The 16122-nt window shown below is 29.5% G+C and carries 13 protein-coding genes and 2 pseudogenes; 6 read left to right on the top strand and 9 right to left on the bottom strand.

The genetic code is table 11. The annotated features are described in order from the left end of the window. Nucleotides 1–179: 179 nt before the first annotated feature. Genes nifJ through rpsT form a run of 4 tightly spaced genes read right to left on the bottom strand, consistent with a single transcriptional unit; the run spans nt 180 to nt 5996 of the window. Nucleotides 180–3725 carry a pyruvate:ferredoxin (flavodoxin) oxidoreductase gene (gene nifJ, locus AVANS14531_RS05230; protein WP_336611583.1) on the bottom strand — a complete coding sequence of 1182 codons (3546 nt, stop codon included), beginning with the start codon at nt 3723–3725 and terminating at the stop codon, nt 180–182. Nucleotides 3726–3785: 60 nt separating this feature from the next. Next, nucleotides 3786–4658: a hypothetical protein gene (locus tag AVANS14531_RS05225; protein ID WP_336611582.1), complete on the bottom strand. Its 873-nt coding sequence runs from the start codon at nt 4656–4658 to the stop codon at nt 3786–3788. Continuing rightward, nucleotides 4655–5722 carry a peptide chain release factor 1 gene (prfA, locus tag AVANS14531_RS05220; RefSeq protein ID WP_336611581.1) on the bottom strand — a complete coding sequence of 356 codons (1068 nt, stop codon included), beginning with the start codon at nt 5720–5722 and terminating at the stop codon, nt 4655–4657. The genes AVANS14531_RS05225 and prfA overlap by 4 nt, the downstream gene beginning before the upstream one ends. A 7-nt stretch (nt 5723–5729) precedes the next feature. Continuing rightward, the gene (rpsT, locus tag AVANS14531_RS05215; protein ID WP_336611580.1) at nt 5730–5996 is read right to left on the bottom strand and encodes a 30S ribosomal protein S20; all 267 of its coding nucleotides are present in this window, start codon (nt 5994–5996) and stop codon (nt 5730–5732) included. A 98-nt stretch (nt 5997–6094) separates the two neighbouring features. Between rpsT and glmM the strand changes: the two genes are divergently transcribed. Genes glmM through hemJ form a run of 3 tightly spaced genes read left to right on the top strand, consistent with a single transcriptional unit; the run spans nt 6095 to nt 8303 of the window. Next, the gene (gene glmM / locus AVANS14531_RS05210) at nt 6095–7417 is read left to right on the top strand and encodes a phosphoglucosamine mutase (RefSeq protein WP_336611579.1); all 1323 of its coding nucleotides are present in this window, start codon (nt 6095–6097) and stop codon (nt 7415–7417) included. Then, nucleotides 7414–7857, top strand: a complete 444-nt coding sequence (gene lspA / locus AVANS14531_RS05205) for a signal peptidase II (protein ID WP_239818356.1) — start codon at nt 7414–7416, stop codon at nt 7855–7857. The genes glmM and lspA overlap by 4 nt, the downstream gene beginning before the upstream one ends. Nucleotides 7858–7859: 2 nt before the next feature. After that, nucleotides 7860–8303, top strand: coding sequence for a protoporphyrinogen oxidase HemJ (hemJ, locus tag AVANS14531_RS05200; protein ID WP_336611578.1), 444 nt, complete (start codon nt 7860–7862; stop codon nt 8301–8303). A 120-nt stretch (nt 8304–8423) separates the two neighbouring features. Here the strand turns inward: hemJ and AVANS14531_RS05195 are convergent, their stop codons facing one another. The 5 genes and pseudogenes from AVANS14531_RS05195 to AVANS14531_RS05175 form a co-directional block, all read right to left on the bottom strand. Continuing rightward, on the bottom strand, nt 8424–9458 hold the full coding sequence (locus AVANS14531_RS05195) for an aspartate-semialdehyde dehydrogenase (RefSeq protein WP_336611577.1): 1035 nt from the start codon (nt 9456–9458) through the stop codon (nt 8424–8426). Further along, a complete protein-coding gene (locus AVANS14531_RS05190) occupies nt 9455–10756 on the bottom strand; it encodes a sigma-54-dependent transcriptional regulator (RefSeq protein WP_239818353.1) in 1302 nt (433 codons plus the stop codon). The genes AVANS14531_RS05195 and AVANS14531_RS05190 overlap by 4 nt, the downstream gene beginning before the upstream one ends. Then, entirely contained in the window at nt 10753–11139 is a 387-nt protein-coding gene (locus AVANS14531_RS05185; protein ID WP_336611576.1) for a hypothetical protein, read from the bottom strand. Before AVANS14531_RS05185 ends, AVANS14531_RS05190 begins: the two co-directional genes overlap by 4 nt. Next, nucleotides 11115–11423, bottom strand: a pseudogene (locus AVANS14531_RS09250) (lipoprotein required for motility); the annotation flags it as partial. The gene AVANS14531_RS05185 and the pseudogene AVANS14531_RS09250, both read right to left, overlap by 25 nt. Nucleotides 11424–11637: 214 nt before the next feature. Further along, nucleotides 11638–12333 (bottom strand): plasminogen-binding N-terminal domain-containing protein, encoded by a 696-nt coding sequence (locus AVANS14531_RS05175; protein WP_336611574.1) that lies wholly within the window; start codon nt 12331–12333, stop codon nt 11638–11640. A 96-nt stretch (nt 12334–12429) separates the two neighbouring features. Between AVANS14531_RS05175 and AVANS14531_RS05170 the strand changes: the two genes are divergently transcribed. From AVANS14531_RS05170 to AVANS14531_RS09245, 3 genes and pseudogenes are all read left to right on the top strand, one after another. After that, a complete protein-coding gene (locus tag AVANS14531_RS05170) occupies nt 12430–13602 on the top strand; it encodes a peptidoglycan DD-metalloendopeptidase family protein (protein WP_336611573.1) in 1173 nt (390 codons plus the stop codon). Next, nucleotides 13602–14954, top strand: coding sequence for a magnesium transporter (mgtE, locus tag AVANS14531_RS05165; protein WP_336611572.1), 1353 nt, complete (start codon nt 13602–13604; stop codon nt 14952–14954). The genes AVANS14531_RS05170 and mgtE overlap by 1 nt, the downstream gene beginning before the upstream one ends. 67 nt (nt 14955–15021) lie before the next feature. Further along, a pseudogene (locus AVANS14531_RS09245) lies at nt 15022–15849 on the top strand (cache domain-containing protein); the annotation flags it as partial. Between the last annotated feature and the right edge of the window lie 273 nt (nt 15850–16122).

Raw genomic sequence — 16122 nt, 5'->3', positions numbered from 1 at the left:
ACAAAAAAGATAATTTTAATCTTAAAATAAAAGCTTTTTGATAATAAAGAAAAAAATTATTTTAGCTAATTTAAAACATTTTTAGAAATTAATTTAAGAAGATTTAAGTTGATTTTTAAATTCCTAATTCAAATTCTTTAAGAAAATAAAAATAATTAAGCCCTAAAAAGGGCTTAATATTAATTAGAATAATCAGCTGCTGCTAAACGCTTTAATTGTCTGTAGCGTCTTTGAGCGTCTGCTTTGTTGCGTGCATATAATTCTTCTGCTTCTTTTGGATTAGACTTTTTAAGAGAATTATAGCGAACTTCTGCCATTAAAAAGCTTTCATATAAATCCCAATCAGGCTCACGAGAAACAATTTTTAATGGGTTTTTGCCTTCTTCTTCTAATCTTGGATCAAAAGTATAAATCGGCCAATAACCACACTTAGTAGCAATTTCAGCATGATCTCCACTAGCACCCATTCCGCCTTTAATTCCGTGAGCTATACAAGGGCTATAGCAAATTATTAAGCTTGGTCCATCATAAGCTTCAGCTGCGATTAATGCTTTAATAAAATGAGCATAGTTAGCGTTTGAGTTTACTTGAGCTACGAAAATATTTCCATAAGTCATAGCGATTTGTCCTAAGTCTTTTTTCTGACTTGGCTTACCACTTGCAGCAAATTGAGCTACCGCACCAGTTCTTGTTGATTTAGATGCTTGTCCACCTGTATTTGAATAAACTTCAGTATCCATTACTAATACATTCACATCTTCTCCACTTGCTAAAACATGATCAAGTCCGCCGTAACCTATATCATAAGCCCAGCCATCGCCCCCGAAAATCCATTGAGATTTTTTAGCTACATAGTTTTTAAGTCCTAAAATTTCTTTAGCACCTTCAAGCTCTGCGTGTTGCTCTAATAATGGGATTAATCTATCTCTTACATCTGCTGTTATATCAGCATTTTTCTTATTAGCTAACCACTCACCATAAAGCGCAGCAATTGCATTTGGAGCTTTATCTTTTGTATTAATCATAATATCTTCAATTCTATGGCGAATTGTTTCAGTTGCAACTCTCATACCCATACCAAACTCAGCATTATCTTCAAATAATGAGTTACCCCATGCAGGTCCAAAACCTTTATCGTTTTTGCGGTATGGAGTTGAAGGCGCAGAACCACCATAAATCGAGCTACATCCTGTTGCGTTTGCAATCATCATTCTTTCACCAAACATTCTTGTTACTAAAGTAATGTATGGAGTTTCACCACAACCTGGGCACGCTCCGTGGAATTCAAATAATGGTTGTGCAAATTGAGCACCTTTTGTAGTATCTTTTGCTAAATAATTATCTTTATAACTTACTTTATGGAATAAATAATCAGCGTTATCTTGTTCGCCTTTTTCTAGTTCTTCTTCTAGTGGAACCATTACAAGTGATTTTTCTTTACTTGGACACTCAGTTACACAAAGTTCGCAACCTGTACAATCAAGTGCTGATACTTGGATTTTAAATTTAAGACTTTCGCCTTTAATACCTTTAGCATCTAGTGAATGCTCTTTTACTCCTATTGGAGCATTTGCCATTTCTTCTTCATTGATTAAGAATGGGCGAATTACTGCATGAGGACATACTGATGCACATTGGTTACATTGAATACAATTTGCTTCAATCCATTTAGGAACCATAACACCAACGCCACGCTTTTCAAATTGAGTTGTTCCGTGCTCAAAGCTACCATCTTCATATCCAATAAATGCAGAAACTGGTAAATCATCACCTTTAGCAGCGTTCATAGGTTTTACAATGTTTTCAACAAAAGCAGTTCCTATATATTTATCATCAGCTTTTTTCTCTTCAACAACTAGATTTGCCCATGCTGGATCAACATTAACTTTTACTAAGCCTTGTGCTCCTGTATCAATAGCTTTATAGTTCATTTCAACTATTGCTTCACCTTTTTTCACATAGCTTTTGTATGCAAATTCTTTCATATATTTTTGAGCATCTTCATAATCAATAATTTTTGCTAATTTGAAGAATGCACTTTGCATAATTGTATTTGTTCTATTGCCAAGACCAATTTCACGAGCAAGTTTTGTAGCATTGATAATATAGAAATTTACATTTTTTTCTGCTAGAACTTTTTTAACTTTATTAGGAATTTTTTCTATTGTAGTTTGCTCATCCCAAATTGAGTTAAGTAAGAAAGTTCCATTTTCTCTAATACCTGATAAAACATCGTAAATATCTAAATAAGCAGCCACGCTACAAGCAATAAAGTGTGGAGTACTTACTAAATAAGTAGATGTGATAGGTTTTTTAGAAAATCTTAAGTGGCTTCTTGTGTATCCGCCTGATTTTTTACTATCATAAGCAAAATAAGCTTGTGCGTATAAATCAGTTTTATCTCCGATAATTTTAATTGAGTTTTTGTTTGCACCAACTGTTCCATCAGCACCAAGTCCATAGAATAAACACTCAGTTGTGCTCTCATCTCCTAATGAAATCTTCTTGCCTAATGGTAATGAAAGATTTGTTACGTCATCATTAATACCGATTGTAAAATTATTTTTTGGTTTTTCCGAATTCAAATTCTCAAACACTGCAAGTAATTGTGCAGGATCTACGTCTTTTGAACTTAAACCATATCTACCACCAACAATAATAGGAGCATTATCTTGATCATAATAAGCTGCTTTAATATCAAGATATAAAGGCTCACCTATACTACCTGGCTCTTTTGTTCTATCTAAAACAGCAATTTTTTCAACTGATTTTGGCATTTCGTTAAAGAAATATTTTAAGCTAAATGGTCTATATAAATGAACCATCATAACACCAACTTTTTCGCCTTTTTTGTTTAGATAATCAACTACTTCAGTTAAAGCCTCATTTACACTACCCATTGCTACAACCACACGAGTTGCATCAGCTGCTCCGTAATATACAAATGGCTTATAAGTTCTTCCTGTAACTTTTGAAATTTCATTCATATAATCAGCTACTACATCAGGTAAAGCGTCATAATATCTATTTGCTAATTCACGAGTTTGGAAGTATATATCATCGTTTTGTGCTGTTCCACGAGTTTTTGGATGTTCAGGATTTAAACAGGCATCACGGAATGCTTGAACTGCATCCATATCAATTAATCTTTTAAATACTTCATAATCCATAACTTCAATTTTTTGAATTTCATGTGAAGTTCTAAAACCATCAAAGAAGTGCATAAACGGAACACGACCTTTAATAGCACTAAGGTGAGCAACACCAGCTAAATCCATAGCTTGTTGAACACTATTTGAGCATAGCATCGCAAAACCTGTTTGGCGAGCTGCATAAATATCTTGATGATCTCCAAAAATTGAAAGAGCTTGAGCTGCAATTGCACGAGCAGCAACATGAATAACACCAGGTAGCATTTGACCTGCAATTTTATACATATTAGGAATTTTAAGTAATAAACCTTGAGAAGCTGTATAAGTAGTAGTTAATGCACCTGCTTGAAGTGAGCCGTGAACACTACCTGCAGCACCTGCTTCACTTTGCATTTCTACAATTTTAACAGGCATACCAAAAATATTTTTCTTACCTTGAGAAGCCCAAATATCTGTATAATCAGCCATTGGAGAACTTGGAGTAATAGGATAAATTCCTGCGACTTCAGTAAACGCATAGGCAGCATATGCAGCGGCTTCGTTACCATCCATTGTTTTCATAACTTTTGCCATAATTTTTCCTTTTTTTATAGAATTTGTGTTTCAATTCTACTCAAAGCTTATAAATAAATGTTAATTTGATTCAAGTTTGTATGTGCTTACAAATAGGATATTTTTTGTATCAAAAAGATTATTAGTTGATAAAGAAATACTTTTTACTTTTGGATTTACAATATCATCATAATGAGTTAATAAATCAGAAAAAAATATAATATCTTTATTATTTTCAAGAAATTTTTTTATTATTTCTTTAAATTCTACAAATATTATTTTCAACGAATCATAATTTTCCATTTTTAATTCAATTTTTTTATTTTTTATCATAAGTTTGATTTTGCTTTCATCAACCAAGGTAAGCTTTAATTCTAAGTCTAATTTATCTAAACCAAGATGAGAATTTTTAATTTCATATTTTGTTTTTAGACTAACATTTATATTTTTAAAAGTATCAATAATTGTTTGATAAGAACTAATATCTACATACCAAGTTAAAAATGCAAAATCATCTAAGATATTGTTTTTAAATCTTAATTTCTTAATTCCTATTTCAAATTCTTTATGAGAATTGTCAATATTATTTATCGGATTATTAAAAAAACTGCCATCACTTAAATAATATTCAAAATTATTTTTTTTAATAAACTCTGCTCTGTAATCTTTACTATCTTTATCTAATAATTTAAAAAAAGTTATTAAATCTTGTCTATTTCTTAGATATAAATTAGAAAATTGAAAATATTTAGAAACTCCATTATCAATATTGCATTCAGAATGATTATAGCATTCAACCTTTCCAGCTAAATAAAATCTTTCTAAACTTTTTACTAATAATTCTTCTTCTTGCTTTTGTTTTAAAATTTCAATCTGTTCTTTTTGATTATTTTTATATAAAAACACACTTGTTACAACTATTATAACAAGTATGTATGCTAATACTTTTGTCATAAATTAGCTTCGTTTAAGGCCTCTGCTTGATAGTGTGCTATTAAAGGTTCTATAATTTCATCTAACAAACCATCTTGCATAATGATATCTAATCTATGAAGAGTTAAATTTATTCTATGATCGCTTATTCTATTTTGTGGATAATTATAAGTTCTAATTCTTTCACTTCTATCTCCACTTCCTACTTGAGATTTTCTACTTTCTCTTTCCTTTGCTAATCTTTCTTGCTCTTGCATTTCATAAAGTCTTGCTTTTAATACTTTTAAAGCACTTTCTTTATTTTTATGTTGGCTTTTTCCATCCTGATTAACAACTACAAGCCCAGTAGGAATATGAGTTATTCTTACAGCAGAATCAGTAGTATTAACACTCTGACCACCATGCCCACTACTTCTCATAACATCAATTTTTAAATCATTTGGATTTATTTGTATGTCATTATCCTCAGCCTCAGGCATAACCGCAACAGTTATTGCACTAGTATGAACTCTTCCTTGAGACTCAGTAGCAGGAACTCTTTGAACTCTATGTGTTCCACCTTCGTATTTTAGCCTTGAATAAGCTTTATCACCCTTAATCAATAAAATAATTTCTTTAAATCCACCTGCGCTACCTTCGCTTTGACTTACAATCTCTATTTTATAATCTTTACTTTCTGCATATCTAGCATATGCTTTAAATAAATCTCCAACAAATAAAGCTGCTTCATCTCCACCAGTTCCTGCTCTTATTTCTAGAAAAATATTTTTTTCATCGTTAGGGTCTTTTGGTAATAAAAGTATTCTTATTTCTTCTTCTAATTTAGGTTTTAAATCTTCTAAATATTTTAATTCATCTTTAGCTAATTCACCTAATTCAGGATCTTGTAATAAAGTCTTATTCTCTTCAATTGATTCTAAAGTATTTAAATATTTCTTAGCAACTTCAACTATATCTTCTAAACCTTTTTGTTCTTTTGATAAGGCTGTAACTTTTGCTAAATCTGAAGTATTTTCAATATTACTTAAAAACGCTTGAATTTCTTCATAGCGTTTTAAGAAAGGCTCAAGTTTGCTTGCTAGCATTTAAAAATTAAGCACCAATTTTATTTACTAAAAGTGCTAAACGACTTACTTTTCTTGAAGCTGTTTGTTTTTTTAGAAAACCACGGCTTACCATTTCATGAATTTTTTTATTAGCTATTTTTAAAGCTGCTGCTGCTGCTTCACTATCATTAGCTAATGCTGCTTCACGAACTGCACGAGTAATGTTCTTAAGTCTTGTTCTATAGAATCTATTTCTAATAGTTTTTTTAATTGTTTGTCTAGCTCTTTTTTCTGATGATTTATGATTTGCCATAAAAAATTCCTTCGTAAAAATTTTTAAAAGAATGATTTTAGTAAAGTTTTGTTAAAATAATCTTAATTTAAAATTAAAATCATAGTGAAAGGCTAAAAATGATATTTGGAACTGATGGAATTAGAGGCTTTGCAGGTAGCGATTTGAGTGCTTTTAAAGCTTTAAGAGCTGCAATGGCTATAGGAATATTTTTTAAAAACAAAGCTGTAACAAAAAAAGTAATAGTAGGAAAAGATACAAGAAGAAGTGGTTATATGATAGAAAATGCTATAGTAAGTGGGCTTAATGCAGTAGGTTTTAATGTATTACAAATTGGACCTATGCCAACTCCTGCTGTGGCGTTTTTGAGTGAAGATATGAGATGTGATTTTGCTATTATGATAAGTGCATCTCATAATCCTTATTATGATAATGGGATAAAAGTATTTGATGCAAATGGTTTTAAATTAAGCGAAGCTGATGAACTTGAAATTGATAGAATTTTTAATGATGAAAACTTAATTAATTCCCATCTTGTAATAAAAGATAAAATAGGTTCTGCAAAAAGAATTGATGATGTTATAGGAAGATATATAGTTCATATTAAAAATTCATTCCCAAAAAATACAACCCTTAAAAATCTAAGAATTGTGCTAGATTGTGCTAACGGAGCAGCTTATAAGGTTGCACCTGCTGTTTTTTCTGAGCTTGGTGCTGATGTAATCACTCTAGCTTGTGAGCCAAATGGAATTAATATAAACGATGGTTGTGGAGCACTTCATCCAAATATGCTTGCAAAAGAAGTAAAAAGATTAAGAGCTGATATAGGTTTTGCATTTGATGGAGATGCTGATAGATTGGTTGTAGTTGATGAAAATGGCGAAATTATAAATGGCGATATTTTATTAGGTGTCTTAGCAAAAGCTTTAAAAGATAATGATAATTTAAGTGGCGTTGCGATTAGCAAAATGAGTAATATGGGCTTTTTAAATTATCTTAAAAAACATAATATTTCTTATGTTACAACTGATGTTGGAGATAAATATATTTTACATGCAATGCAAGAAAAAAATTATAATTTTGGTGGAGAACAAAGTGGGCATATAATTTTTAGTGATTATGCAAAAACAGGTGATGGAATAGTTGCTGCGCTTCAAGTAGCTAAACTATTGTTAAATAAAAAAGCTAGCGAAATATTTAGCGAAATCAAACTTTATCCACAAAGTTTAACAAACTTAAAAATAACAGAAAAAAAACCTCTTGAAAGCCTTGAAGAAATAGAAAAATTATATGAAAAACTTAAAATTAATAATGTAAATTATTTGTTTAGATATTCAGGAACTGAAAATTTAATGAGAATATTGCTTGAATGTGAGGATGAAAAAACACTAAAAGCAATGGAAAGTGAATGTGTAAAATACTTTAAAAGTGTGCTAGTATGAAGAAGAAATTAATATATTCTTCTTTAATTATTATTTTTGTAATAATACTTGATAGATTAAGTAAAAATATATTTTTAGCTGGTTATGAATGGCATTTTACCCCTATTAGTTTTTACTTAGTTTTTAATGATGGTGTTGCGTTTTCAATGCTAAGTTTTTTACAAGGATACTTAAAATATATACAAATTATTTTATTAATGATTGCAGGAATATTTTTAGTTAAAGAGAAAAAATTTCTAAACGATAATTATTCTGCTTTATCATTCATTTTAGCAGGTGGAATGAGTAATATTTACGATAGATTTTTTTACCCTGGAGTAATTGATTTTATCGCTTGGCATTACTGGTTTAACTTCGCTGTTTTTAACATTGCCGATGTTTGCATTAACTTAGGAGTGTTTATAATAATCTTAAAAGAAATAATTAAAAAAAGGAGTTAAGAATGGACTTTTTAACAAATAATTATGATTGGATTAAATGGTTACACTTTTTAGCATTTATTTCATGGATGGCTACTTTATTTTATTTGCCACGCCTTTATGTTTATCATCAAGAACATTCACATAAAAAAGAATTTGTTGAAGTTGTAAAAATTCAAGAAGATAAACTGTTTTACTTCATAGGACAACCTTCTATGATAGTTACAGTTATTACAGGTATTTTAATGATTAGTGCGAATACTACCCTAATGCATTTAGGTTATTTTCATCTTAAATTGCTTTGCGTTGTTTTACTTTTAATATATCACTTTGATTGCTTAAGATATTTAAAACAACTTAAAAACGATACCTGTACAAAAAGTGGTAAATTCTTTAGAGTCTATAACGAAGTTCCAACAATTATAATGATTGGAATAATTACTGCAATGATTATAAAACCATTTTAATCTAAAAAAGAATTTGAAATTCCTATTTCAAATTCTTTTATTTTTTTATGTCTAAAAACAAGGATTTTAAAGCTATTTGAAGTGTAGAATTTGAATTAAGAAATTCAAATTCTAATAATATTATTTATTTAAAGCTAGTAAAGCAATTCTTACAGCGTTTGTTGCAGCTCCAACTCTTATTTGATCAGCTACGCACCATAAATGCAAAATCTTAGGATCATTTAAATCCTTTCTAATTCTTCCTACATAAGTTTCATTTGTATCGCTTGTAAAAAGTGGCATTGGATAGCGTAATTCTTCGCTTGGCTCTTCTTCATTATGGGCTTTCGCATTTGGATTATCCATAAGAACTACACTAGGAGCCTTGCTTAAAATTGTTCTAACCTTATCTAAATCAACTTCGTTATTAAATGTAATTGTAATGCTTTCACTATGGCTTCTTAGAACTGGTACGCGCACACAAGTCGCACTTATTTGCATTTTTTTATGCAATATTTTTTGAGTTTCATTTACCATTTTAAGTTCTTCTTTTGTATAACCACTTTCTGTAAAACTATCAATTTGTGGAATTAAATTAAGTGCTAATTGATAAGTAAATTTAGAAGGTTTAATCTCTTCAAATGCAAAAACTTTTTGTAAGCCTTCCATAAGCTCACTCATACCTAAATTACCTGCACCACTTGCTGCTTGATAAGTGCTAACATCAACTCTTTTAATATCAAAAGCATTATCAAGTGGCTTTAAAACTTGAACCATTTGAATGGTTGAGCAGTTTGGATTAGCGATAATTCCTTTATGCTTAGCAAAATCTTGCGGATTACACTCAGGCACTATTAAAGGAACATCATCATGCATTCTAAAAAAACTTGTATTATCAATTACTAAAGCACCTTTACTAGCTGCTATTTTTGCGTATTTTTCACTTACACTTCCACCAGCTGCAAAAAATGCAATATCAATATCTTCTTCATCAAAACTATGCTCGTCTAATTCTTCAATAACATAAGTTTCATCACGCCATACAACTTCTTTGCCTGCACTGTTTTTACTAGCCAATAATCTTAAATCTTTTACAGGAAAATCATATTCGTTTAAAACATTTAATATTTCTTCTCCAACTGCTCCGCTAGCACCTACGATTGCAATACTTTTCATATTTCATCTCCTAAATTATATTTTTGCATTTTTTCTTTAAAAGCTTTTTCGCTCATTGAGATTAATTTTGCAGCTGCTTTTATATCCTTTTCTTGCTTTAAAGCTTCTTTAATTAGTTCAAATTCTAAATCATTTATATTAGTTTTGTTACTATTTGTAAAATTAAGTCTTAAATCACTTGCTTTTACAATATTTTCATCGCTTAAAATCGCAGCACTTTCTATAATTGAAATTAGCTCTCTAATATTTCCAGGATAATCATAATCTAATAAAAGCTTTTTAGCTTCATCACTTAATGATTTTTCTCCTAAATCATATTCATCGCTAACTCTTTTTAAAGTAGCATTTGCAATTTCTATTATTTCATCTTTACGGCGTCTTAGTGGCAAAATATCTAACATAATTGTATTTAATCTATAAAATAAATCGGCTCTAAATTTGTTATTTTTTATATTTTCTTGGATATTTATATTGCTAGCACTTATAATTCTTACATCTATATTTATAGGTTTTGCTCCACCTAATCTTTGTATGCACTTTTCTTGCAATACTCTTAATAATTTTGCTTGCAAGCTAGCACTCATTTCCCCTATTTCATCTAAAAACAATGTGCCTTCGTTAGCTAATTCAAACAAACCTAATTTATTGCTATTTGCATCTGTAAAAGCTCCTTTTTCATAGCCAAATAATTCGCTTTCTACTAGATTTTCAGGAATTGCTGCCATATTTATAGCAATAAAGGGCTTATTTGCTCTTTTGCTATTTTCGTGAATAAATTTTGCAAAAACTTCTTTTCCAACCCCACTCTCGCCACTTAAAAACACACTTACATTAGTCTTTGCAGCCTTTAGTGCAGTAGTTTTTAATAAGTCTAATTCACTTGAATTACCTAAAAAGCCATCTTGCTTAATCAAGCTTTCTTTTTTTGTTTTTTTAGCCTTTTTTTCTCTTATTACTTTTGCTCTATTTATTGCTTCGTATAATCTTTCTAAATCAAATGGTTTTGTTAAAAAATCTTTCACACCTAATCTTAAAGCTTCTATTGCTTTATTTAAAGTAGCATTTCCTGTAATTATTATAAACTCAGCATTTATGTTTTGTTCTAAAGCGGTTTTTACAAACTCTAGCCCATCCATTTTTGGCATATTAATATCGCTAATAATTAAATCAAAACTATCATCAAGCTCTTTTAAAGCGTCTATTGGATTTTTATAAGTTTTAAGCTCATAATCATCGCTTAATGATAATTCAAGTGATTTTCTCATATTAATATCATCTTCAACTATGGCTATTTTCATACCTTATCCTTTGTAAAAATTAGTATTTTTCCTTGATTTTGCTCAGCTTTAAAATAAATCGGTAATAATCTTAAATAAGTTTTAATATTTGCTTTAAAATTATTTACATCTACATATTCACTAACTATTGCTTTATTTACACAATCAATTAAATTGCTTTGTTGATCTTTTAAACTTTCATATACATTGTCTTTTGTAGCGTTAAGTTCGCAAACATAAGAGTATTTCGCCTTTTTATCAATACTCATTGCGCGACTTAGATGAAATTCTTCATTAGTTAGGACTAGATTATTAGTGCTTAATCTAGCCCAAAAGATATAATCAGGATTAGTTGCATTTAATAATCCTACTAAAGTTATTAATACGAGAACAATTCGTTCCATTTATATTTATCAATTTTAAGTTCTAACTCAACAGTATAAAGCCCGTCTTTAAAGCCTTCACCTGTAATGTTTGCATTTTTAATAAGTCCATTTACATAAGTTGTAATTAATGAGCTTCTTAGCATTGCATCTTTTACATTTTCTCTTGAATTTACTCTAATTCCATATAGCTTTCCTGCTAATTGTCTATAAGCATCTGCTAAAGCTGCTCTTTTTGCTAAAGCTAAGGCTTGTGCTTGAGAAACAGTGTTTTGTGGTGGAATGCCTTCGCCAATTGCAGAAAATATCATAAGACGAACTGCTTCTTCTTCTGGGCTTAAAACTGGCTCTTGATAACTTGCTTTTTTATAAGCTGTTGTTTTTTGAGTATTATTTTCTACTTGAATATTTGTTGTCTTTTTTTGTGGAACGCAAGCACAAATAAGTAGAGCAAATGCTATAACACTTAATTTTTTCACGATTAATCCTTTTTAATAATTTTATGCATTAAAGCAATTATTATTCCTTTTCCTTGAATAGCTCGTTATAATATGAAAAATAATCTGTTGTTTTGCTTAATTGTTTAGAAATATTTGAATAAAAATTGATATTTTCATTTTTATTTACTTTATATTCAAAACTAGCAATTTTTTTAAGAGAAGAACATTCATATAAACTTAAATTATTTTCTGCAACATACATAATACTTCCCACAACCCATGTTTTACAAAAATCTCTTAAATCATTTCTACTAGGAACTATCAAAGAAGATGAATATAAATTAGCTGCAAAAACATTCGTATCAAAATAAATAAAATCTTTAAAATTATTTTGAACCATTTCATAATCTTGCTTACTAGGAGCAATTAACATTGTATGTTTTACATAAGTATTTAATACAACTCTATCGCCTATTTGTGGTGCTAAAACAGGCAAAGGTAATGCGGTTTGTTTTAAGTCAGAAAATGTATATAACTCTAATTTCAATACATTATTTTCAAAAGATACAAAATTAGCTCTAGCTACAATAATAGAATGTTCTTCTACATCTTTTACTATAAATGCTCCATTTTTTAATTCATCTAAATTTAAATTATTATCCACAATATGTGCATAAACATAGCCTTGCTCAACCTTATCAATCACAGCACTTGTAATTTGATTTGCATACATAAATAAAGAAAAGAAAAAGAAAATAAAAGTTTTCTTAAACATAACAATCCTTTTAAAATTAATTACTAAATTATAAGCATAAAAAAGTAAAATGTTTGCCTTATTTTGTAAAAATTTATTATATTTTAAGGGAAAATAATGCGAAAAATCATATTAATTTTATCTATTTTTTTAAGTGTAAATCTAATCTCAAAAGAATTAAAAATGGAAGAATTAATTTGGGAACGAGGGGAAAGCTTTTTATTTTTCTTACAAAAAAATCAAATTCCACTAAGCATATATCACAATCTTGATAAAGAAGATAAAGAATTAACAGCAGAAATAATTGCAGGTATAAAATATCAAATATTAAGAGATGAAAACGAAAACATAGAACAAGTCTTAATTCCTATTAGCGAAGATTTGCAAATCCAAATATATAAAGATTTAGAAGATAAATACGCAATCACATTTACACCGATAAGTTATAAGATAGAAAATACTAATCTAACATTTAAAATCAATAAATCTGTTTATCAAGACATTATTGATAATACTCAAAACTCAAAACTAGCAAGTGCATTACTAAGAGCCTATGCAGGGACAATCAATTACACTGGTATGAAAAAAGATGATAAAGTAGTAATTGTGTATTCACAAAAAAGAAGATTAGGTAGAGTTTATGGAGATTTAAATATAAAATCAGCAATGATAGAAGTAAATAAAAAACCTTATTATATATTTAAATATGGAGATAATGATTTTTATGATGAAAGCGGAAAACAACTAGAAAGCTATACTTTCATACTACCTGTTGGAAATGTAAGAATTAGCTCTCCATTTAACCCAGGTAGATTTCACCCTATTCTTAAAAAATATAGAGCTCACTTAGGAATTGACTATGCAGCACCTAAAGGAACTCCTATTAAAGCAGCAGGAGCAGGAAAAATAAGCTTTAGGGGTGTTAAGAACGGATATGGAAATGTTATTCAAATAACGCATTCAAGTGGTTATATGACACTTTACGCACACATGAGTAAGTTTGGAAACTATAAAATAGGTGATAGTGTAAAACAAGGTCAAATTGTTGGCTATGTGGGATCAACCGGACTTAGCACAGGACCGCATTTACATTTTGGTATGTATAAAAACAATACAGCAATAAACCCAGCTAGTGTCGTAAGAATTACAAAAGATGCTCTAACGGGCAAAGAAAAGCAAAAATTTGATTTAGTTGTAAAAGATTATATAAATGAAATAAAACATATTTTAGAAGCAAAAGTTACTCCTATAAAAGAAGAAAGCTTTGAAAATATCGTGGAGTTAAACTAATGAAAAATACAGCAGTAGCTTTTGAAATAATTCAAGATTTTTTAGATGAAAGAGATGTTAGCTACGCTGAATTATTAGAAGCTTTAAAAATAATTAAAAATGATGATTATGAAGCCTATGAAAATATAATAAAAAGCCTTGATGATGAAGACTTAGGAAATATAGCAACTTTAATGCCTGAGCATATGTTAAGTGATGTTTTAAAACTTGCATCTAGTAAAAAACTTGCACTTGCTCTAGGGGAGTTAGAGAGTGATGATGCAACCGACTTAATGCAAAGCATTGAAGAAATAGATGATGAAAAAGCTAATCGTATTTTTTCAAATCTTAGCAAAGATGAACAAGATGATATATTATTCTTAAAACGCTACGATGATGAAAAAGCCGGTGCTTACATGCAAACAGAGATTTTTACGGCAAAATTAGATGATACTTTAGAAAGCGCTATTACAAAATATAAAGAACTTAAAAAAAGCCAAGAAATAGAGCATATCATTCAACTTTTTATAACTGACGAAAATGAAAAATTAATTTATAGTCTTCATGTTGGAGATTTAATTTTATATGAATTTAATGATACATTTAAGCAAATACTAGATAAAAACGAAGACTTAGCAAAAGATTTGCACTTTGTAAGAGACTATGATGATATACAAGAAGCAATTACTATGGTTCAAGATTACGACTTAAGCGTAATAGCTGTTGTAGATAACAATAATAAATTATTAGGAAGAATAACTTATGATGATATTCACGACCTAATTCAAGATTATGCAACAGAGCAAATGTATAACTTTGCAGGGGTTGGCGATATTGATAGCGAAGATGAAAATACCATTAAAGCAGCAAAAAGTAGAGCAAAATGGCTTATTGTAAATCTAATCACTTCTTTAATCTCAGCTCATGTAATTGCTATGTTTTCTGATGCAATAGAACAATTAGTAGCCCTTGCAGCTCTTATGCCAATAGTTGCATCAATGGGTGGAAATACAGGCTCTCAAGCACTTGCAGTTACTATTAGAAAACTAGCCTTAGGCGAACTTAGCTATGAGAGTTCAAAAAATATAATTTTTAGAGAAATAGCTATTTCTTTCTCAAACGCAACAATTTTTGCAATAATTTTAGGAGCAGTTGCGTATTTTTGGTTTTCTATGCCTATGCTTAGCCTTGTTATATTTATTTCAATGATTTTAAATCTTGGTTTTGCAGGTTTAATAGGCTCATTAATTCCATTATTACTTAAAAAATGTGGATTTGATCCTGCTTTAGGAAGCTCAGTATTGCTTACGGCAACAACCGATGCTTTAGGCTTTTTTAGCTTTTTATTGCTAGCAAAACTAATTATTTTGTAGATTTAATTTAATTTTAACATTTATGTGATTAAATTCAACTTTTTAAATTATCAATTAAGGAGATAATATGAAAATTTCAACGAAACTTTCTTTGTGTATTTTCATTGGGTTATTTATATTAAGTATAAGCTTAATATTTATATCAAACAAAGGCATGCAAGATATTGATGATGTTTCTCAAAGCACAGTGTCAGATTTAGCAATTAATGATGCTAGAAGCGCTGCAAAAAGTGTTGTTTATGGTTTTTATCACTTTACAGAAAAACTATATAAAGACTTCGTAAAAGCAGGAGATGGTCCTGAAGATGCACTTGAGAGCACTATTGAATACTTACAAAATATGAATCTAGATAGTGCAAATATAAGATTTTTTGCTATTAATTCTGATGGAACTTATTTAGTTCATTACCAACCTGAAAAAATAGGTCAAAACCTTAAAGCAGATTTAGATAAAAATGGCGAAAGCTATGTAATGAAATTTGTTAAAAACGGCTTAGCTGGTGGTGGTTTTACTGAAGTTACTTTCTTTGATAAGATTGCTAATAAAGATAGAAGTATAATAACATATACAAAAAAAGATAAAAATATGGATATTATCTATGGTTGCACTATTGATATGGATGTAACTAAAGCTCAAATTAACGAAGCAGGACATTTTATTGATGAAGTAATTGAGAGCTCAAACTTTAAATTTATAACAGCTGCAATTGTAATTTCTGTTGCTATGCTAATTTTAATAATGATATTTATTAAATTACAAATCTCTCGCCCACTAAACAATCTAACAGCTAAATCAGTAGAACTTAGCAGTGGAGATGGCGATTTAACTAAAAAGTTAGATGATAGAGGTAATGATGAAATCGCTGAAGCTTGCAAAGCAATTAATATTTTCTTAGAAAAAGTAAGAGTATTAATAGCAGAAGCAAAAGACATCTCAAACGAAAACGCATCAATTGCTAACGAATTAAGCCACACAAGTCTTCAAACAGGTAAGCGTGCAGAAGAAGGTAGTGTTATTGTAAATGAAGTTGCAAACAAAGGAACAAACACTAAAGCTAACCTTGATAGTGGAGTTGTTGGTGCAGTTAAAGGCAAAGATGAATTAAGCAATGCAACCAAATACATAAATGTAGCAAACCAAGCGATTAATACTCTAACAGCACAAATC

The sequence above is a fragment of the Campylobacter sp. Cr9 genome (assembly GCF_020138295.1).
Taxonomy (GTDB): domain Bacteria; phylum Campylobacterota; class Campylobacteria; order Campylobacterales; family Campylobacteraceae; genus Campylobacter_E.
Note: the sequence above shows the minus strand (reverse complement) of the source record. Positions and strands in the feature narration are given on the sequence as shown.